This is a genomic window from Pseudomonas edaphica (assembly GCF_965277385.1).
GTDB classification, from domain to species: domain Bacteria; phylum Pseudomonadota; class Gammaproteobacteria; order Pseudomonadales; family Pseudomonadaceae; genus Aquipseudomonas; species Aquipseudomonas edaphica.
Window position 1 is genome coordinate 4,513,093 of sequence record NZ_OZ255725.1, and the last position, 18,445, is coordinate 4,531,537.

The 18,445-nt window shown below is 59.3% G+C and carries 16 protein-coding genes and 1 pseudogene; 7 read left to right on the forward strand and 10 right to left on the reverse strand.

Annotated elements, in window-relative coordinates:
• Positions 1-92: 92 nt before the first annotated feature.
• Together ACQY47_RS20490 and ACQY47_RS20495 are read left to right on the forward strand one after the other, a co-directional pair.
• Complete coding sequence (locus tag ACQY47_RS20490) at positions 93-467, forward strand: tetratricopeptide repeat protein (protein WP_017139782.1); 375 nt, start codon at positions 93-95, stop codon at positions 465-467.
• 226 nt (positions 468-693) lie between these two features.
• Positions 694-1,053 (forward strand): PilZ domain-containing protein, encoded by a 360-nt coding sequence (locus tag ACQY47_RS20495; RefSeq protein WP_026013902.1) that lies wholly within the window; start codon positions 694-696, stop codon positions 1,051-1,053.
• A gap of 62 nt (positions 1,054-1,115) precedes the next feature.
• On the opposite strand, the gene ACQY47_RS20500 is transcribed toward ACQY47_RS20495, so the two are convergent.
• Genes ACQY47_RS20500 through ACQY47_RS20525 form a run of 6 tightly spaced genes read right to left on the reverse strand, consistent with a single transcriptional unit; the run spans position 1,116 to position 7,783 of the window.
• Complete coding sequence (locus ACQY47_RS20500) at positions 1,116-2,447, reverse strand: DUF58 domain-containing protein (RefSeq protein WP_428551390.1); 1,332 nt, start codon at positions 2,445-2,447, stop codon at positions 1,116-1,118.
• A gap of 7 nt (positions 2,448-2,454) precedes the next feature.
• Entirely contained in the window at positions 2,455-3,450 is a 996-nt protein-coding gene (locus ACQY47_RS20505; RefSeq protein WP_099549381.1) for an AAA family ATPase, read from the reverse strand.
• Entirely contained in the window at positions 3,447-4,604 is a 1,158-nt protein-coding gene (locus ACQY47_RS20510; protein WP_099549382.1) for a DUF4350 domain-containing protein, read from the reverse strand. Before ACQY47_RS20510 ends, ACQY47_RS20505 begins: the two co-directional genes overlap by 4 nt.
• Positions 4,601-6,127 carry a DUF4129 domain-containing protein gene (locus ACQY47_RS20515; protein ID WP_428551394.1) on the reverse strand — a complete coding sequence of 509 codons (1,527 nt, stop codon included), beginning with the start codon at positions 6,125-6,127 and terminating at the stop codon, positions 4,601-4,603. Before ACQY47_RS20515 ends, ACQY47_RS20510 begins: the two co-directional genes overlap by 4 nt.
• Positions 6,114-7,094 carry a stage II sporulation protein M gene (locus ACQY47_RS20520; RefSeq protein WP_428551397.1) on the reverse strand — a complete coding sequence of 327 codons (981 nt, stop codon included), beginning with the start codon at positions 7,092-7,094 and terminating at the stop codon, positions 6,114-6,116. The genes ACQY47_RS20515 and ACQY47_RS20520 overlap by 14 nt, the downstream gene beginning before the upstream one ends.
• Positions 7,091-7,783, reverse strand: a complete 693-nt coding sequence (locus tag ACQY47_RS20525) for an RDD family protein (RefSeq protein WP_017139789.1) — start codon at positions 7,781-7,783, stop codon at positions 7,091-7,093. The genes ACQY47_RS20520 and ACQY47_RS20525 overlap by 4 nt, the downstream gene beginning before the upstream one ends.
• Before the next feature lie 165 nt (positions 7,784-7,948).
• On the opposite strand from ACQY47_RS20525, the gene sbcB reads away from it, so the two are divergent.
• Positions 7,949-9,376: an exodeoxyribonuclease I gene (gene sbcB, locus ACQY47_RS20530; protein ID WP_428551401.1), complete on the forward strand. Its 1,428-nt coding sequence runs from the start codon at positions 7,949-7,951 to the stop codon at positions 9,374-9,376.
• Positions 9,377-9,467: 91 nt separating this feature from the next.
• Here sbcB and mvaT read toward each other — a convergent pair whose 3' ends face one another.
• Positions 9,468-9,842, reverse strand: a complete 375-nt coding sequence (gene mvaT / locus ACQY47_RS20535; RefSeq protein WP_005790963.1) for a histone-like nucleoid-structuring protein MvaT — start codon at positions 9,840-9,842, stop codon at positions 9,468-9,470.
• A 346-nt stretch (positions 9,843-10,188) separates the two neighbouring features.
• On the opposite strand from mvaT, the gene purU reads away from it, so the two are divergent.
• Together purU and ACQY47_RS20545 are read left to right on the forward strand one after the other, a co-directional pair.
• Positions 10,189-11,037 (forward strand): formyltetrahydrofolate deformylase, encoded by an 849-nt coding sequence (gene purU, locus ACQY47_RS20540; protein ID WP_017139791.1) that lies wholly within the window; start codon positions 10,189-10,191, stop codon positions 11,035-11,037.
• 84 nt (positions 11,038-11,121) lie between these two features.
• Positions 11,122-11,292 (forward strand): hypothetical protein, encoded by a 171-nt coding sequence (locus ACQY47_RS20545; RefSeq protein WP_017139792.1) that lies wholly within the window; start codon positions 11,122-11,124, stop codon positions 11,290-11,292.
• Positions 11,293-11,327: 35 nt separating this feature from the next.
• Here the strand turns inward: ACQY47_RS20545 and ACQY47_RS20550 are convergent, their stop codons facing one another.
• Both ACQY47_RS20550 and ACQY47_RS20555 read right to left on the reverse strand, forming a co-directional pair.
• Positions 11,328-12,092, reverse strand: a complete 765-nt coding sequence (locus tag ACQY47_RS20550; RefSeq protein WP_370589484.1) for a methyl-accepting chemotaxis protein — start codon at positions 12,090-12,092, stop codon at positions 11,328-11,330.
• A gap of 93 nt (positions 12,093-12,185) precedes the next feature.
• Positions 12,186-13,217, reverse strand: a pseudogene (locus ACQY47_RS20555) (HAMP domain-containing protein); the annotation flags it as partial.
• A 204-nt stretch (positions 13,218-13,421) separates the two neighbouring features.
• Between ACQY47_RS20555 and ACQY47_RS20560 the strand changes: the two are divergent.
• Complete coding sequence (locus ACQY47_RS20560) at positions 13,422-14,900, forward strand: helicase HerA-like domain-containing protein (protein WP_017139794.1); 1,479 nt, start codon at positions 13,422-13,424, stop codon at positions 14,898-14,900.
• 4 nt (positions 14,901-14,904) lie between these two features.
• Here ACQY47_RS20560 and ACQY47_RS20565 read toward each other — a convergent pair whose 3' ends face one another.
• The gene (locus ACQY47_RS20565; RefSeq protein ID WP_017139795.1) at positions 14,905-15,360 is read right to left on the reverse strand and encodes a DUF721 domain-containing protein; all 456 of its coding nucleotides are present in this window, start codon (positions 15,358-15,360) and stop codon (positions 14,905-14,907) included.
• Between the two features lie 305 nt (positions 15,361-15,665).
• Between ACQY47_RS20565 and secA the strand changes: the two genes are divergently transcribed.
• Positions 15,666-18,401 (forward strand): preprotein translocase subunit SecA, encoded by a 2,736-nt coding sequence (gene secA / locus ACQY47_RS20570; protein WP_017139796.1) that lies wholly within the window; start codon positions 15,666-15,668, stop codon positions 18,399-18,401.
• The last annotated feature ends 44 nt before the right edge of the window (positions 18,402-18,445 follow it).

Consider the following 18,445-nt stretch of genomic DNA (forward strand, 5'->3'; position numbering starts at 1 on the left):
GATTCGCTTGTTTTCGCTCCAATTGAATAGATGAACATCCTTGAAGATTTTCGACGCGGGGTCGATACACTGCTCAAGACAGGAGAACCCCCATGCGAATTTTGCTCATTGCTGCCCTGGCCGTCAGTGTTGTCGGCTGTACCCGCTGGTCGATGGACCATCATTTGAACAACGCTTACCGCGCCTATGGGGTGGGTGACTGCGAGCGTGTCACCCTGGAGTTGTCCCAGGTAGACCGCGAGAGCCGTACCCGTCGGTATGTGCAACCGGAAGTTTCGATGCTGCGCGGGCAATGCCTGGAGCGCCAGAAGCTGTTCGTCGATGCGGTGCAAACCTACCAGTTCATCATCAATCAGTACCCGTCCAGCGAGTACGCCTATCGTGCCCGTGCTCGGCTCGACACCCTGCAGCAACTGGGCCATTACTCCGGCGCGAGTGTCGCGCAGCCACGGCCCGCATCACTTTGATGATATTTGTCATTCCATAGCTGGCCCGTCGCCAGTCTTAAGCTATTCTTTGAATGTCTGTTTGTACAAGTTTATGTTCAATCGGATGGATTGCTTGGGATTGGCAGTTGTAAGGCGATCAAGCGCACGCGGGATTCGCACCAATTTCCAGGGAGAGCGAACATTCAGTGTTCGTTCCGAATAACTGGCGCGGCCACTGATCTGGCCAATGGATGGCGATTTCATCATGTTTACCGACCGAAGGATTGAGCGGCATCAGCTGTCTGGTTTCTTGAAAGTGTTCAACCGGCTGACGGATAAGCCTATTGGCTACTTGGGGAACGTGTCCGAAGATGGGCTGATGTTGATCAGCCAATTACCCATGATGGTTGACGTGGCGTTTGAACTGCGTTTGAAAATCCCTCTGGCAGACGGTGATTTCCAGGCAATTGACCTCACTGCGATGTGCTTGTGGAGCCACGAAGATGTCAACCCGCAGCACTATGACTCAGGGTTTCGCGTGGTCGAAGCGCCTGAGGCATACGGGCACTTGATAAGTGCCTTGTATCATTACTTCACCTTTGATCCTCTGCAGGCTTCCGCCTAGGCGTTGCGCGCTGTCGACCCGGCTCGGACGTGGTTAGCCGAGCTTGTGGTCGTGTGCTTGAGTCATAAAACACCGGCCTTTTTCCAGCCCAGATAGCGCGTCACCAGTGCAGCCCCCAGCCCCGAAGGTGGCGTATCCAGCACCGACAAACCGTGGGCACTCAAGCGCTCATGCAGATCGTTTCTCTTGTTGAGATAGTCGACAGTCCCGCTGTAGGCCAGCGCTTCAGGCAAGGTTTGTACCGGGGCCTGGCGCAGTTGGTCGAGTATGTCTTCGCGCAGGCTGGCGACCAGCACCCGATGTTGCCGGCTGATGCGCTTAACGGCTGCGAGTAACTCCTCATCATCTTCATCGCGAAGATTGGTCACCACGATCACTAATGCCCGACGTTTCTGTCGGGCCAGTAATTGGCTGGCGGCGGCTGCATAATCGGCAGTGCGTCGGGTGGTGTCGAGGTCGTAAACGGCATTGAGTAATACGTTCAGTTGGCCGCTGCCTTTGACGGGTGCCAGGTAGCGTGGCTGGTCACAGGCAAAGGTGCACAGACCCACCGCATCGCCTTGGCGCAAGGCGACGTAACTGAGTAACAGGCAGGCATTGAGGGCGTGGTCGAAGTGAGCGAGCTCCGCGTCCTGGCTGCGCATGCGCCGGCCGCAATCGAGCATGAACACTATCTGCTGGTCGCGTTCGTCCTGATATTCCCGGGCGATGGGCGTGCGCTGGCGCGCGGTGGCCTTCCAGTCGATCTGTCGCAGGCTGTCGCCTTCGCGAAACTCGCGCAACTGATGAAACTCCAGCCCCAACCCGCGTCGTGGGTGCTGGCGAACCCCTAATTGGCTCAACCAACTGTCCACGCCCAGCAGTTGTGCGCCGTACAAACGGGCAAAGTCAGGGTAGACCCGCGTTGTATCCCGGGCTGCAACAAAACGCCTCGCAGACCACAACCCGAAAGGGCTGGGCAGGTGAATCTCACTGCGACTGAAACTGAAGTGGCCGCGCCGCAAGGGCCGCACTCGATAGCTCAGTTCGCTTCGCTGGCCCGGGAGAAGCTCGACGGACTGCGGCATATTCTCCACGCTCAGGCCGTCAGGTGCGTGGTCGAATACCTGCACGGTCAGCGGCTGCGGGTAGTCATGTTCAAGGGTCAGGCGTACCTCACCCCAGCGGCCCAGGGCCAGGCTGCCGGGCATCTGCCGTTGCACCCGTGGGCAGGGAAGGCGCCGCAGGCGCAGGGCGTCCAGCAGTGCCAATAGAAACAGCGCCAGCAGCAGGCCCCACGCCACTGAATGCAGCGTGTCGGGCACTTTGAGCTGGAGCGCCGTAGCCGCGCCCAAGAGGATGTTCAAACCCGAGAGGACGCCGAGCCAGATCAGCAGCAGACGAGTTGGCTTCATGGTCGGGTCATTGCCGAGGTGCCGAAATCTGGTCCAGCAGTTGCTTGAGCACCTGATCCACTTCCAGCCCGTCAATGTCCAATTCGGGGGCAATACGCACGCGATGGCGCAGCACCGCCAAGGCGCAGCCCTTGATATCGTCCGGGGTAACAAACTCGCCGCCGCGTAGCAAGGCCCGGGCGCGGGCGCCGCGAACCAGGGCGATGGAGGCACGCGGGCCTGCACCGATGGTCAGCCCCGGCCAACTGCGAGTGGCGCGGGCCAGGCGCACGGCGTAGTCGAGTACTTGCTCATCCAGCGGCAGTTCGCTGGCAATTTGCTGCAACTGCAACACGTCCTCTGCCTGCAGCACCGTGCGCAATGGCTGCACATCCAGCATGTCGGCCCTGGAGGAGCGGGTGACTTCGCGGACCATCTCCAGCTCCTGCTGCGCATCGGGGTAGTCCATGCGTACTTTGAGCATGAACCGGTCCAGCTCGGCCTCGGGCAGGGGGTACGTGCCTTCCTGTTCGATGGGGTTCTGGGTCGCGAGCACCATGAACGGTTGGCCAATGGGCAGCGCTTCGCCCTCGAGGGTGACTTGGCGTTCCTGCATGGCCTCAAGCAGGGCGGCCTGGGTCTTGGCGGGGGCGCGGTTGATTTCATCGGCCAGCAACAAGTGGGTGAACAGCGGCCCCTTGCGCAGCTTGAACTGCTCACTGTGCAGGTCGTACACCGCGTGGCCGGTGACATCGCTGGGCATCAGGTCCGGGGTGAACTGAATACGTGCAAAGTCGCCACCAAAACAGCGTGCCAACGCGCGAACCAACAGGGTTTTGCCTAGGCCCGGTACACCTTCGAGCAGTATGTGGCCACCTGCGATCAATGCGGTCAGCACGTCGTCGATCACCTGGTCCTGGCCAATCACCGCCTTACGCAGTTCAACACGCAGAGCCTGTGCCTGCTGGCTGGCCTTTTGAAGGCTTTCGGCAGTCGGGGCGGTGGCTGATGGAAATTCGCTCATAGGGCATTCCTGAGGGTTTGCAGGCTCGCCACCTGACGGCTGAAATCGGCGCTGGTGAGCCGTTTTGCCGGGAGTGGGTCGAGGGCCTGGCGGATGACGTGGGAGGGTTGGCGCGTCAGGCGTTCGAGGACCTGCCATTGTTCGTCGCTGTCGAGGTGTTCAAAGCCTGGGTGGCGTCGTCGTGCAGCCCGCTGGATATCACGCTGCAAGGCGTGCAGCAGCGTGCCTTGGCCACTGCGGCGCAGCAGGAAGTCGGCACTGGCCTTCAAATGTTCCTGTAACTGGCGACGTGCCTTTGGCGCGGGCGCCTGGGTCGGCCCCTGGCGCATGCCGGCGTGCCAGAGTGCCAGGGCAATCAGTGCGCAGAGCGCCACTAACGCCTGGGGGAAGTTGCGCATTAGCAGGGTGAGCAGATCGTCTACGTCGCTGTTGAACAGCAGTGTTACATCCGTACCCCGGTTGAGATACCACAACAGCCAGGCGTTATCGTGTTTGCCGATGCCTGGGGTTTTCCACAAGTCGCTGTCGGTTACAACCGTTACGGTGCCTTGACCGAAGTTGCGTTGCATCAAATGGCTGGACTTGCCGCTGTTGGCGGAGAACTGCGCCAGGTGTCTGGGGTCGGTGAGGTTGAAGTCGGTATCGAAGCTGAAATAGGCCGGGGCGGTCTCATTGTCGACGTAGAGCTTGGTCAGGTCCGGTACTTTCTTTTTGCGTGGGGAAGCAGGCTCGTCAAGGCCCTCGCTGAGTGTCTGGTGGAAGCCCAGCTGATCCAGCAGCAGGTCGCCGCTTTTACCGGTTTCCTCATCCCAAAGCGCTTCGGCAACCAGCAGCAAATGGCCACCGGATTTTGCCCAGTCCAGCAGTTGCTCAGCCTGGCGCGGGGTCATGTTGCTGCGCTCGCCCAGCAATACCAGGCTATGCCCCTTGGCTGGCTGGTCGGCCAGGTGCTCAAGGCTGTTGGCGTGTTCCACGGCCAGGCCCTGCTGGCGCAGGAAGTATTCAGCCGCCAGGTAGGGGTTGGCGATGGCTTGTGGCGATGGGCCGCGATCGACTATTTCGTCGTAGGGGATCGCCTTGTGCCAAACATAAAGCCCACCTGCTCCAAGCACACAGGCCAGCAGCAGGCCGACCCACAGCATGGGGCGGTTCATTGGGCGGCTCCCGTACTGAACAGGGCGCGCCAATCGCGGCACAGTTGCTGTTGTACCAAAGCCGGCGGCAGGCGGTGGCCATAGGCGAGGTTTTGCCAGTGGTGTGTCAGTGCATCACTGAAGGCCAGCAGTTGTGGCTGTTGCAGTTGGTGGATACGCTCCAGGACCTGGCCTTCGGTATCGGCGCTTTTCAGGGGCAGGTTGAAGTCGTGCAGCAGTCGGTTGAGCAGGCCGCGATACAGCAGGCCGAGGGCTTCCCTGGGGTGGTTGGGCCACAGCTGTTCGGCGGTGCTGGCAATGTCGTCAGGCAAGGTCTCGCTTCCCAACGCCAGGCCGAACAATTGTGCAGGGGCCGCTTTGGCGGTTTTGGCTTTGGCTGGCCCGCGTCGACTGACGAAGGTGTGCAGCCACTCCCGATAGCGCCAGACAACTAGCGCGAGGCCAGTCGCCAGCAGGCCCCAGAGCAGTACTTCCAGGCCGAGGGCGGCGTTTTTGAAGGTATTGCTGTTGAATCTGTCCAGTAGCGCCTGAAGCCAGGCCGGAAGTTTACCGTCACCCTTTACCTTGTGTTGCGCGGCGTTTTTTTCGTCGCCAAAACGGTAGCGAGTGACGGTTTCCGGGTGCTTGAACGGGGGGCTGTCCAGCAGCGCCTTGATCGATTGGCTGGCGGCCTGGGTGGTGACTTGTTTGGCCGGTCCGGGCTCGTCCGCCATGACGGGGCGGCTGAATGGCACGAGCATCAGCCCAGCCACCAGCAGCAACGTTGCGACGCTGCTCAGGCGTTGGCGTAACCGGCGGAACACCAGTTCAAGGTCCCAGGCTTCCAGCACGGTGCGGCGGTTGAGGTACAGGCTGAAGCCGCAAGCGACATAAATGGGCTCCCAGAACACCAGAATCAGTGCGTAGAAGGCGTTACTCAAATGCTCCAGCCACAACCCTTCCGAGCCGCTTGCCAGTGCCAGCCGTTGCCAGTCCCAATCGAGTTCCAGTTGCTGCGGGATGAACAGGTAAAACAGTGCCATGCAACCGAACCACAGGCCGATTTCCATATGCACGCCAATGGTGGTCAGCCAGCGTGCGGCGCCGGCGTTGCGTTGCAGCAGCACCCCCAGGCGTATTTGACGGGCATTGCCATCCAGGCCTTCGAGCTGGCTCACCGGCATCACAAAGCTGCGGCTCAGGCTCAGTCGCCTCCAGGTCAGGCTGGCCAGCAGTTGGCCTTTGAGCAGGCGCGGCCACTGGCGCACAGCCTGCTTGAGGCTGGGTGTCTCGCCAAACAAGGCCTTGGAGAGGATGTACAGTGGCAAGCGGTCAAAGGCCGGTTTTAACCACCAGAACACAAACATGGCCATGGACGGGTATCGCCACAGCAGCACGGTCAGCAAAATGAATATCGGCAACGTCACGATTGCCCAACTGCTCATTAACAGCAGTCGGTGTTCCTGGGCCATCAGTACGCCCAGGTCCATGGCTTCCCAGGAGGTGCGGGGCCGAATTACCACGCTGGCCTCACTCAGGCGCATGGTGAGTGCGTCCGGCAAGCGTGAGGTAGGCGGCAACCAGCAGCCACAACCCGGCGCCCGTTGAGTATTTGATCCAGGGCGTGATCGTGGTGGAGGAAGACCAATAGGCTTCAATAAACGCCGCGATCAGCAGCAATAGCATGACGCCGCAAAGCATCCGCACGCTTGTGCGTGCCGCCAGCCGCAGGGATTCGCCGCGAGTCAGGTGCCCGGGAGCAATCACCGCCCAGCCCAATTGCAAGCCTGCCGCCCCGGCCAGGGCGATGGCCGTGAGTTCGAAAGCACCGTGGCCGATGACAAACGACCAGAAGGTCTGGCCATAGCCGATCTCGGTGAGATGGCCGGAAATGGCGCCGATGATCAGGCCATTGAAAATCAGAAAGAACACGCTGCCCAGGCCGAACAGCAAACCGGCGGCAAAGGTCTGGAAGGCAATCCCGATGTTGTGCATCACGTAGTAGCCAAACATCATCCAGTCCTCACTGGACGCGCGGTCGGCAGCACGCCCGAGGTGACCGGCATCCGGGTCATACATGCTGTGCATTTCGGCGACCTGCGTGGGGCTCACAATGCTGTAGATAAGGTCTGGAAACAGGTAGACCAGCAACGCAACGCCCACCAGGCTGCCGAAGAACAGCACGCCGGCGATTAACACGAAACGCCATTGTTCGCGCACCAGGCGCGGGAAGCCCGCCAGGATGAAACCCAGTACATTCGCGCCCAATTGGCTGCGGTGGCGATACAACTGCTGGTGGCCCCGCAGCGCCAGTTGTTGCAGGGGATCTATCAGATAGCTGCTGTAGCCACGCTCCTGGGCCAGGGCGAGGTGCTGGCACAGGCGTCGATAATGGTGGGGGAAGTCAGACATATCGCTGGCCTTGGCCTTGCCTTGCTCCAACTGTATGAGTTGTGCGGTGAAGGCTTGCCACTGCGGCTGATGGCGGCTCTCGAACAGGCTCTGCTTCATGCTGGCCCCACTAAGCCGCGCGCCACGCCATTGAGTTGTTCTACCGCGCGAGCCGGCGATACGTGTAACGGCGTTGCCAGGATGGACGCCAGTTCGTGCACCCGATCGGCGGACAACTCACTTTGGCGTTCAGCGAAACCCAGTATGGCGCGTTGTTCGCTCAGCTCCAGCGTGAAGGGCAGGCGCAGGGCGGCGGCTTGAGGCACCTTGGGGCGCGCCAGTGGCTGTTCGCGGTAGACCACCAGGGTGCCCGCAGCGAGGTCGCCGAGCCGTTTGAAGTGAGGGTGTTGCAGGCAACTGATGGCGCCGAGGAAGTAGCCCAAAGGCAGCATGTCGACAAAGCGCAGCAGGTTGCGGATGAGTGAAGCTGGCCAGCCAATGGGTGTGCCGTCGTCCTGAATGACGCGCAAGCCCATGACCTGCTTGCCCGGAGAGCAGCCCTGGTTAAGGACTTCGAACAGCACCATGTACCACCAACTGATCAGGAACAGCAGCAGCGAGCCCAAGCCAATACCGATATTGCCAAGCAACGCCAGCGGCACGAGCAGGATACCCATGATCAGGCCGCGCAGTCCCAGGTCGAAAGCAAAAGCCAGTGCGCGTGGCATCAGGCCGGCCGGGCGCAAGGGCAAGTCTATGCCCTCGGGGGTCTCGATCGGGTAGTGGGTATCCAATGGAACTGATGGCATCGCGATCCTTGGCAGTGCGGGCGGCTTGAAGACACGGATGCTAGCAGTGTCGACGGTGGAAGCAACCTTTCAAGGTTTTGCTGGATGTTTGTACAGTAATCTATCGCTGGCCCCGAGTGCCTTGCAGCGCCTAGACTTTGTCGATCTTCAGCACAGGAACAGCCCGTGACTACCATTTTCTGGTACGACTATGAAACTACCGGCATCAACCCCCGCAGCGATCGCCCGTTGCAGGTTGCCGGTATTCGTACCGACCTCGAGCTCAACGAGGTCGGCCCGCCGGTCAACCTTTATTGCCAGCCAAGCGACGATATCCTGCCGCACCCGGCTGCCTGCGCCATAACCGGTATCACCCCTGGCATTCTGGCGGAAAAAGGCCTGGCCGAAGCCGACTTCATGACCCGCGTGCACGCCGAGCTGGCTGCGCCTGGAACCTGTGGTGCCGGTTACAACACGTTGCGCTTTGACGATGAAATGACGCGCTACAGCCTGTACCGCAACTTTTTTGATCCGTATGCCCGTGAGTGGCAGGGGGGCAATAGTCGTTGGGACTTGATCGATGTGGTTCGCACGGCTTACGCACTGCGCCCCGAAGGCATTGAGTGGCCGCAGCAGGACGGGCGTGTCACCCTCAAGCTGGAGCGTTTGACCCAAGCCAATGGCATCGACCATGGCCATGCTCACGATGCCCTGTCGGACGTGCGAGCCACCATAGCCCTGGCGCGGCTGATCCGCGACAAGCAGCCAAAGTTGTATGACTGGCTGTTTCAACTGCGCAGCAAGCAGCGGGTGATGGATCAGATCCGCCTGTTGCAGCCCATGGTGCATATTTCCGGGCGTTTCTCCGCCGAGCGTCATTACCTGGGTGTGGTACTGCCCCTGGCCTGGCACCCGCGCAATCGCAATGCGTTGATTGTCTGTGACCTTGGTCTCGACCCGCAGGGTTTGCTCGACCTGGACGCCGAAACCTTACGCCAGCGGCTTTACACGCGCCGTGATGAGTTGGCGCAAGGTGAGTTGCCAGTGCCGCTCAAGTTGTTGCATATCAACCGCTGCCCGGTGGTCGCGCCATTGAATGTGCTGCGCGCACAGGATCGCGAACGCCTGAACTTCGATATGGACGTGTGCCAGGCGCGGGCGCTGCGACTAACTGACGCACAGGAAGTTTGGCGCGACAAGTTGGCAGCCATTTATGCCGAGGAAGACTTTGCACCGAGCACAGACCCGGAGCAGCAGCTCTATGACGGTTTTATCGGTGACCGCGACCGACGGTTATGCGAACAAGTCCGTGTGGCTGAACCGTCACAGTTGGCACGTCAGCAGTGGCCTTTCGATGATCATCGATTGCCGGAATTATTATTCCGTTACCGTGCGCGTAACTTTCCTGACACCTTGGACAACGATGAGCAACAACGCTGGAAACTTTTCTGTCAGCAACGTTTGTCGAACCCGGAGTGGGGTGCACCCAATACCCTGTTGGCATTTAAGCAGGCGCGGGAGGAATTGGCTGTTAGTGCTACAGCGTTTCAGTGCCAGGTGCTCGATGAATGGCAAGAGTATGCCGACTCTTTAGCCGCTCGCCTGGGCCTGTAGTCAGGCACTTGCAAAATATTCGGACAATAAAAAACGCCAGCAAGCTGGCGTTTTTTATTGTGTTGCATATCAGGCAGAAGCCCGATCAGGCTTAGCCCAGCAGGGTAGCCCAACCTTCTACCACGTCGCCGCCCCACTTGGCTTTCCACTCTTTCAGAGTCTTGTGGTTGCCACCTTTGGTTTCAATCACTTCGCCGTTGTGCGGGTTTTTGTACTGCTTGACCTTGCGAGCACGCTTGGTGCCGGTAGTTTTCACAGCGCCACGTGGTGCTTTAACTTTGGATTCCGGATCCAGCAGCGCGATGATGTCACGCAGGGATTTGGAGTACTCACCCATCAGGGTGCGCAGTTTGCCTTCGAATTCCAGCTCGGTTTGCAGCTTGTCGTCTTGTGACAGGTTCTTCAAACGGGCTTGCAGTTCTTTGATAGCTTCTTCGGTGGCGCGGTATTCGTTGATCAGGGACATGTGGACTACCTTATGTAGAGCGCTGATTGACAGTGAGTGGCCTAATAATAGTCAGGCAATTTCCCCAAGTAAACATTTAAGAAGGCATTTATGTGAATTACGTTGAATGTTTGTGGCAATGCTATGCAATCGAGTTAATTAATAGGTGGTAGGTGTAAAGATAATTCTGTTTATTTTGCATAACTGTCTGAGCCTCGGGTGGGCGTTCATATAGCGGCGGTAAAACCTTACGCTATTAAGGGGGGGCGCCAGGACCGGGCGACAGAATAAGGTGCAAGGAGTACTGCAGTTTTTCTGCGTAATCGCTAGAATGGCGGCCTTTGCGAAGTTCTGGAGTTTCCCCCTAATGCGCACTTTTCGGCTGGTGATTGCTTGCCCGGACCGGGTTGGTATCGTTGCCAAAGTCAGTAACTTTCTGGCCTCCCACAACGGCTGGATCACCGAGGCGAGCCATCACTCGGACGATCTCAGTGGTTGGTTTTTCATGCGTCATGAGATACGTGCCGACACGCTGCCCTTCGGCCTCGAAGCGTTTCGCGAGGCGTTTGCGCCGATCGCTGAAGAGTTTTCGATGACCTGGCATATCACCGACACCGAGCAGAAAAAACGTGTCGTGCTGATGGCCAGCCGTGAATCCCACTGCCTGGCCGACTTGCTGCACCGTTGGCACAGCGATGAGCTGGACTGTGAGATCGCCTGTGTAATTTCCAACCATGATGACCTGCGCAGCATGGTCGAATGGCATGGCATCCCGTACTACCACGTGCCGGTCAACCCACAGGACAAGGAACCGGCATTCGCCGAAGTCTCCCGCCTGGTCAAGCAGCACGAAGCCGATGTAGTCGTGCTGGCGCGCTACATGCAAATCCTGCCGCCGGAACTGTGCAGCGAATATGCCGGTCGAGTGATCAACATTCACCACAGCTTCCTGCCATCGTTTGTGGGTGCCAAGCCTTATCACCAGGCCTCCCTGCGCGGTGTGAAGTTGATTGGCGCAACGTGCCACTATGTCACCGAGGAGCTCGACGCCGGCCCGATCATCGAGCAGGACGTAGTGCGCGTCAGCCACAGCGACAGCATTGAAGACATGGTGCGTTTCGGCCGTGACGTCGAGAAGATGGTGCTGGCCCGTGGCCTGCGTTACCACTTGGAAGATCGCGTGCTGGTACACGGCAACAAGACTGTGGTGTTCTGACAGCCGCGTTTAAGTTGAAGAAAAAAGGGCCTGGGCGTTAAATCGTCCCAGGCCCTTTTTTTGTCCGCCATGAAGGATTAAACGATGAGCGATCCACTCGATAAAGCCACCTCCAAGGCCCCAGCGACGCTGGGCGAAGGGTGTTTGAGCCGTTTTGACCCGGATGACCTGGACGCGGAGGACGGCACCGAGTTTCCCGGTGCCGCCGAGCTGTGGCGGCAGGAACACACTAAAACCGATCCCGAGCAAGCCTAGCGGTCCGCCGCCTTAACGCTCGGCGGGCGCAGGGATCAGATCCGGAAGCTGCCCACCAACTGTTTCAAGCGTGCGGCCTGTTGTTCCAGGTCGGTACAGGCGCGCAGGGTTGATTGCAGGTTTTCCACACCTTCCTGGTTGAGGGTGTTGATCTCGGTGATGTCCATGTTGATCGACTCCACCACCGAAGTCTGTTCCTCGGTGGCGGTGGCCACGGACTGGTTCATCCCGTCGATCTCGCCAATGCGCTGGGTCACGCTGTTGAGACGCTCGCCGGCCAAGTTGGCGATCTCGACGCTCTCCAGGCTATGGCGTTGGCTTTCACTCATGGTGCTGACCGAATCCCGGGCGCCGACCTGCAACTCTTCAATCATCTTTTGCACTTGTTGCGCCGATTCCTGAGTGCGATGTGCCAGGTTGCGCACCTCATCGGCCACCACCGCAAACCCGCGACCAGCTTCACCTGCACGTGCCGCTTCGATGGCGGCGTTCAGCGCCAGCAGGTTGGTTTGCTGGGAGATGCTGGTGATCACTTCCAGAATTTGCCCGATGTTCACGGTCTTGCTGTTGAGCGCTTCGATATTGCTGCTGGAGGCGCTGATCATCTCGGACAGTTGGTTCATCGCCTTGATATTACGCTCGACCACTTGCTGGCCGTCCTCGGCCAAGTGCCGGGCATCGCTGGCCTGATGGGAAGCCTGCGCGGCGTTACGTGCAATTTCTTGCGCAGCAGCGCCCAGTTCGTTGATGGCGGCGGCCACGCTGTTGGTGCGGTTGGCCTGCTCGTCAGAGTTGACCATCGACGAGTTGGAAGCGCTGACCACTCGCAGGGCCACTTCGTTGACCTGCTCGGTGGCCGAGGACACTTCGCGAATCGAGGTGTGAATGCGCTCCACGAAGCGATTGAAAGCATTACCCAGCGTGCCGAACTCGTCGTGATTCTGGATGTTCAGGCGGCGGGTCAGGTCACCTTCGCCATCGGCGATGTCCTGCATGGCGCGGGTCATCACGTGCAGGGGTTGCAGCAGTACTCGGATCAGCATGCCGAGCAGCGCGATGATGATCACAACCGCAATGATCGTGGCGATAACGGCCGAGGTGCGAAATTTGCTGAGCATGGCGAAGGATTTATCTTTATCCACCGAAATACCCAGGTACCAGTTCACCGACGGCAGGCCTTTGATGGGGGTGAAGGTCACGATGTTGTCTTTGCCATTGGCTTCGACTTCGCTGAAATCACCACTGATCTTCGGGGTGTTTTTCGGGTACATGTCGGCCAGCGTCTTCATCACCAGGTTCTTGTCCGGGTGCACCAGCACTTTGCCGTCAGCGCTGACCAGGAACGCGTAGCCCATGCCGCCGAAGTTCAGCGCGCCGATGTTATCCACCAGCGTTTGCAGGCTCAGGTCGCCGCCGACCACGCCGATGCTTTGCCCCGCCTTGGCGCTGGGGGTAGCGACGGAAATGATCAACTGGCCGGTCGCTGCGTCGATGTAAGGTTCGGTCAGGGTTGAGCCGTTACTGCTTTGGGCGCCTTTGTACCAAGGGCGCACCCGTGGGTCGAAACCGTCCGGCATCTTGGTGTCGGGGCGGATGGTGAAGGCGCCTTTGCTGTCGCCCACGTAGGTGGCCATGAACGAGGATGTCAGGGTTTTCTGCTCGAGCAGGCCAGCAACTACGGCGGGTTCAGGGTTGATCGCGATGTTCTGTGCAGCGTTTTCGACCAGGGCAATACGCCCTGTAAGCCAGGTTTGAATGTTGCTGGCGGTGACATCGCCCATTTCATGCAGGTAATTATTGAGGTCGTCGCGAATCGCGTTGCGTTGCAGGTAGTCGTTGTAGAGGGTAAACAGTGCAAAAGCGGCGATGACGATAAGGGAGGCTGCAAGCAGGATTTTGTGGCTGAAGCGCAGGTTTTTATTCATGGCTTGTAGGGTCCGCTAAGGTCTTAATATCCGAAGCGCGTCCTTGTAGGATGCGCAAAATGACAGCGTCAAAAAAGGTGTGATACTGCTTGTGATAATTCCGGTGGTCCCTGTGAGAACTATCTGACCTATTTTTAGACTTTGTGGGTCTTACCTCTGTCTGTATCGACCTGACGGCACTAAAGATTAACCAAAGGTGACGAAATGCCTGATTCCTCGCAACTCCTTATCGGCGCCGGCCTGGACGGCCAGCCTATCGCCCAGGCCATGCGCTTGGCCAACCGTCACGGGTTGATTGCCGGCGCGACCGGCACAGGTAAAACCGTCACGTTGCAGCGCTTGGCGGAAGCCTTCAGCGATGCGGGTGTGGCCGTGTTTGCCGCTGATATCAAGGGTGACTTGTGCGGCCTTGGCGCTGCGGCCAACCCTCAAGGCAAGGTGGCCGAGCGCATTGCGGGCATGCCCTTCCTCAATTACAGCGCGAAGGCGTATCCGGTAACACTGTGGGATATCCACGGGCAGTCCGGTCATCCGCTTCGCACCACCATCAGCGAAATGGGGCCGTTGCTGCTTGGCAGCCTGCTGGAACTCACTGACAGCCAGCAATCGGCGCTCTATGCGACTTTTAAGGTGGCCGACCGCGAAGGCCTGTTGCTGCTGGACCTCAAAGACCTCAAGGCCTTGCTCAACCACTTGCGTTATCACCCGGAACTGCTGGGCGACGACGCGGCGCTGATGACCACCGGTTCCAGCCAGGCGCTGTTGCGGCGTTTGGCGGTGCTGGAGCAGCAGGGCGCCGAAGCCTTGTTTGGCGAGCCTGCCCTGCAGCTTGAAGATATCTTGCAGCCTGCCGGCGATGGTCGTGGGCGCATTCACCTGCTGGACGCGAGCCGCTTGGTGCACGAGGCGCCCAAGGTCTACGCGACCTTCCTGCTGTGGCTGTTGGCCGAGTTGTTCGAACAACTGCCGGAGCGTGGCGATGCCGATAAACCGTTGCTGGCGTTGTTTTTCGATGAGGCGCATTTACTGTTCGCCGATACGCCCAAGGCATTGCAGGATCGCCTGGAGCAAGTGGTGCGTTTGATCCGTTCCAAGGGCGTGGGTGTGTACTTTGTCACTCAATCCCCAGGGGATTTGCCTGACACGGTATTGGCGCAACTGGGCTTGCGTATCCAGCATGGCTTGCGGGCGTTCACCACCAAAGAGCAGAAATCCCTGCGTGCGGTGGCGGACGGTTTTCGCCCCAACCCGGCGTTCGATACCTTGTCGGTACTGACTGAGTTGGGCACCGGTGAGGCATTGGTGGGGGCGTTGCAGGAAAAGGGCACGCCGGAAGTGGTCCAGCGCGTGCTGGTGGCGCCGCCGCAATCGCGGATCGGGCCGCTCAGCGAAGCCGAGCGTGCTGCGATCATCGCCAGTTCGCCTTTATTGGGGCGCTACGACAAGCCAATTGACCGTGAGTCGGCCTATGAGGTGCTGATGGCGCGCAAGGAGCTTGGCCCGACCGAGGAGGCCAAACCGGCCGCCGAAGAGCCGAGCTTTACCGACAAGGCCGGAGCGTTCCTGGGGACTACAGCAGGTAAGGCGCTCAAATCCGCCATGCAACAGGCGGCCAATCAAATGGGACGGCAGTTGGTGCGCGGGTTGTTGGGCTCGTTGCTGGGCGGCAGTAAACGCAAGTAGCGGTTCAGGGCTTGGGCCTGGCGTGGGCGGCCAACCGCTCCAACGCTGCGCGCAGGCCCGGATCGCTGATGCCGTCGGCCGTGGCTTGAATGGTTTCGGCCGCGTTCTGCGACAGGTCCATGGTGTGGCCCACTGCACCTTGCTGCACGGTGGGCGGCTGCACCTTGAACTGGATGCGGGTCAGGCTGGCAAACTCTTCAAATGCCATTAATTGCCGCTGCAAGCGTTTTTGCTGGTAGCGCAGGCGGGTGGCCCAATGCCCGTCGGTGACAATTAACAGTAAATTGCCTTCGCGCCACGACGCCACATGACAATGTTCGCGGGCGGCAGGTTGCAGTTGGCTTTCTACAAGGCGTTGCAAATGGCCCAAGCGTTGCGCGTGGCCGAAGATGGCTTTCAACGGTTTGGCTTCGCGGAGCAACACGCTGGGCGCGCGGGCTGTAAGTGGGCGAAACGCCATGTTTAGACACCTTAAGTAACAGAGCCGCCATCTTAGCAGAAAGCGCCTGTGCGGCCCCCGGCAAAGCGATAGCAGGGCAATGCGAGTGAAATCAATAGGTAACTTCTGCGCTTGATGGGTTGAAGTTCCAGCAAAAGCCCTTATTTTAAACAGGCCCTCTCACAGCGCCATGCCAGCATCGGGGAATAACGCCACTTTCCTCACCCACGATTCCGGGTAGAATGCGCGTTCGCATGCGGCCGTGAGGGCTGCTCGGGCCACTCACGGTGCGCCCTCCATCCCTATGTGTGGAAGAACCTGCCGATATGTTTGCGCCTTTGTTAAAGAAACTTTTTGGAAGCAAGAATGAGCGCGAAGTCAAACGCATGCTCAAGACGGTGCAGCTGGTCAATGCCTTCGAAGAGCAGATGGTTGCCCTGTCGGACGAGCAATTGCGCGCCAAGACCCAAGAGTTCAAGGCCCGCATAGCCAAAGGTGAAACCCTCGACAAGCTGTTGCCTGAAGCCTTTGCGGTCGCCCGTGAAGCCGGTAAGCGTGTCATGGGCATGCGCCACTTCGACGTGCAGTTGATCGGCGGCATGACCTTGCATGAAGGCATGATTGCCGAGATGCGTACCGGTGAAGGCAAGACCCTGGTGGCAACCCTGGGCGTTTACCTCAACGCACTGTCCGGCAAGGGCGTGCACGTTGTGACGGTGAACGACTACCTGGCCCGCCGGGACGCCAACTGGATGCGCCCGTTGTATGAATACCTCGGCCTGACCGTCGGCGTAGTCACGCCGTTCCAGCCGCCGGAAGAAAAGCGCGCCGCCTATGCGTGTGACATTACCTACGGCACCAACAACGAATTCGGTTTCGATTACCTGCGCGACAACATGGCGTTCAGCATGGAAGAAAAATTCCAGCGCGAACTCAACTTTGCCGTGATCGACGAAGTCGACTCCATCCTCATCGACGAAGCGCGTACCCCGCTGATCATCTCCGGCCAGGCCGAAGACAGCTCGCGCCTGTACACCGAGATCAACAAGTTGATCCCGCGCCTGGTGCAGCACGTTGAGGAAGTGGAAGGCGTGGTGACCAAAGAAGGTCACTTCACCATCGACGAGAAGACCCGCCAGGTTGAACTCAACGAAGCCGGTCACCAGTTTGTCGAAGAGATGCTGACCCAGATCGGCGAGCTGGCCGAGGGCGAAAGCCTCTACTCGGCGCACAACCTGGGCCTGTTGACCCACGTGTACGCCGGCCTGCGCGCCCACAAGCTGTTCCATCGCAACGTCGAATACATCGTCCAGGACGGCCAGGTCGTACTGGTTGACGAACACACCGGCCGTACCATGCCGGGTCGCCGTCTGTCCGAAGGCCTGCACCAGGCCATCGAAGCCAAGGAAATGCTCAACATCCAGGCCGAAAGCCAGACGTTGGCGTCGACTACCTTCCAGAACTACTTCCGTTTGTACAACAAACTGTCCGGCATGACCGGTACAGCTGACACCGAAGCGTTCGAATTCCATCAGATCTACAACCTGGCTGTGATGGTGATTCCACCGAACAAGCCGCTGGCGCGTAAAGACTTCAACGACCTGGTGTTCCTGACGGCCGAAGAGAAGTACGCGGCAATCATCAACGACATCAAGGACGGCATGGCCCAGGGGCGCCCGATCCTGGTGGGTACTGCCACCATCGAGACTTCCGAGCACGTGTCCAACCTGCTCAACAAGGAAGGCATCGAGCACAAGGTTCTCAACGCCAAGTTCCACGAAAAAGAAGCCGAGATCATTGCCCAGGCCGGTCGCCCAGGCGCGCTGACCATCGCTACCAACATGGCCGGTCGTGGTACCGACATCCTGTTGGGCGGCAACTGGGAAGTGGAAGTTGCGGCACTGGAAAACCCAAGCCCTGAGCAAATCGCCCAGATCAAGGCCGACTGGCAGAAACGCCACCAGGCTGTGCTGGAATCCGGTGGTTTGCAGGTAATCGCCTCCGAGCGTCATGAGTCGCGTCGCATCGACAACCAGCTGCGTGGTCGTGCCGGCCGTCAGGGGGACGCCGGTTCCAGCCGCTTCTACCTGTCGCTGGAAGACAGCCTGATGCGTATCTTCGCCTCGGACCGGGTGAAGAACTTCATGAAAGCCCTGGGCATGCAGTCCGGTGAAGCGATCGAGCACCGTATGGTGACCAACGCCATCGAGAAGGCCCAGCGCAAAGTCGAAGGCCGTAACTTCGACATTCGTAAGCAACTGCTCGAGTTCGATGACGTCAACAACGAACAGCGTAAAGTGATTTATCACATGCGTAACACGTTGCTGGCCGCCGACAACATTGGCGAGACCATTGCCGATTTCCGTCAGGACGTGCTCAACGCTACCGTCAGCGCACACATCCCGCCACAGTCCCTGCCTGAGCAGTGGGATGTTGCCGGCCTGGAAGCTGCGTTGAAGAGCGACTTCGGTGTGGACTTGCCGGTTCAGCAGTGGCTGGACGAAGACGACCACCTGTACGAAGAAACCCTGCGCGAGAAGCTGATGACCGAGCTTTTGGCCGCATACAACGAGAAAGAAGAGCAGGCGAGTGCCGAAGCACTGCGCACCTTCGAGAAACAAATCGTACTGCGCGTGCTGGACGACCTGTGGAAAGACCACCTGTCGACCATGGACCACCTGCGTCACGGTATCCACCTGCGTGGCTACGCCCAGAAGAACCCGAAGCAGGAGTACAAGCGCGAGTCGTTCACGCTGTTCTCCGAGCTGCTGGATTCGATCAAGCGCGATTCGATCCGTGTGCTCTCCCACGTTCAGGTGCGTCGCGAAGACCCGATCGAGGAAGAAGCTCGCCTGCGTCAGGAAGCCGAGGCACTGGCTGCGCGCATGCAGTTCCAGCATGACGAAGCACCGGGTCTGGAAGCGCCGGAAGCCTTGGGCGAAGAGGTCGATGTGGCCTTGGCTCAAGCTCCGGTCCGCAATGACCAGAAGCTGGGCCGCAACGAGCTGTGCTGGTGCGGTTCGGGCAAGAAGTTCAAACACTGCCACGGCGAAATCAACTAAGATTTTTGCCTGACGCTGCAACACCCTGCGCCGCGACCGGCCTT

Coding starts and splice junctions, on each gene's coding strand:
- secA (WP_017139796.1), top strand. CDS start 15,666: ATGTTTGCGCCTTTGTTAAAGAAACTTTTTGGAAGCAAGAATGAGCGC.
- ACQY47_RS20515 (WP_428551394.1), bottom strand. CDS start 6,127: ATGCGCCTGAGTGAGGCCAGCGTGGTAATTCGGCCCCGCACCTCCTGG.
- ACQY47_RS20500 (WP_428551390.1), bottom strand. CDS start 2,447: ATGAAGCCAACTCGTCTGCTGCTGATCTGGCTCGGCGTCCTCTCGGGT.
- ACQY47_RS20505 (WP_099549381.1), bottom strand. CDS start 3,450: ATGAGCGAATTTCCATCAGCCACCGCCCCGACTGCCGAAAGCCTTCAA.
- mvaT (WP_005790963.1), bottom strand. CDS start 9,842: ATGTCCCTGATCAACGAATACCGCGCCACCGAAGAAGCTATCAAAGAA.
- ACQY47_RS20525 (WP_017139789.1), bottom strand. CDS start 7,783: ATGCCATCAGTTCCATTGGATACCCACTACCCGATCGAGACCCCCGAG.
- purU (WP_017139791.1), top strand. CDS start 10,189: ATGCGCACTTTTCGGCTGGTGATTGCTTGCCCGGACCGGGTTGGTATC.
- ACQY47_RS20490 (WP_017139782.1), top strand. CDS start 93: ATGCGAATTTTGCTCATTGCTGCCCTGGCCGTCAGTGTTGTCGGCTGT.
- ACQY47_RS20520 (WP_428551397.1), bottom strand. CDS start 7,094: ATGAAGCAGAGCCTGTTCGAGAGCCGCCATCAGCCGCAGTGGCAAGCC.
- ACQY47_RS20545 (WP_017139792.1), top strand. CDS start 11,122: ATGAGCGATCCACTCGATAAAGCCACCTCCAAGGCCCCAGCGACGCTG.
- ACQY47_RS20495 (WP_026013902.1), top strand. CDS start 694: ATGTTTACCGACCGAAGGATTGAGCGGCATCAGCTGTCTGGTTTCTTG.
- ACQY47_RS20510 (WP_099549382.1), bottom strand. CDS start 4,604: ATGAACCGCCCCATGCTGTGGGTCGGCCTGCTGCTGGCCTGTGTGCTT.
- ACQY47_RS20560 (WP_017139794.1), top strand. CDS start 13,422: ATGCCTGATTCCTCGCAACTCCTTATCGGCGCCGGCCTGGACGGCCAG.
- ACQY47_RS20550 (WP_370589484.1), bottom strand. CDS start 12,092: ATGGTCAACTCTGACGAGCAGGCCAACCGCACCAACAGCGTGGCCGCC.
- ACQY47_RS20565 (WP_017139795.1), bottom strand. CDS start 15,360: ATGGCGTTTCGCCCACTTACAGCCCGCGCGCCCAGCGTGTTGCTCCGC.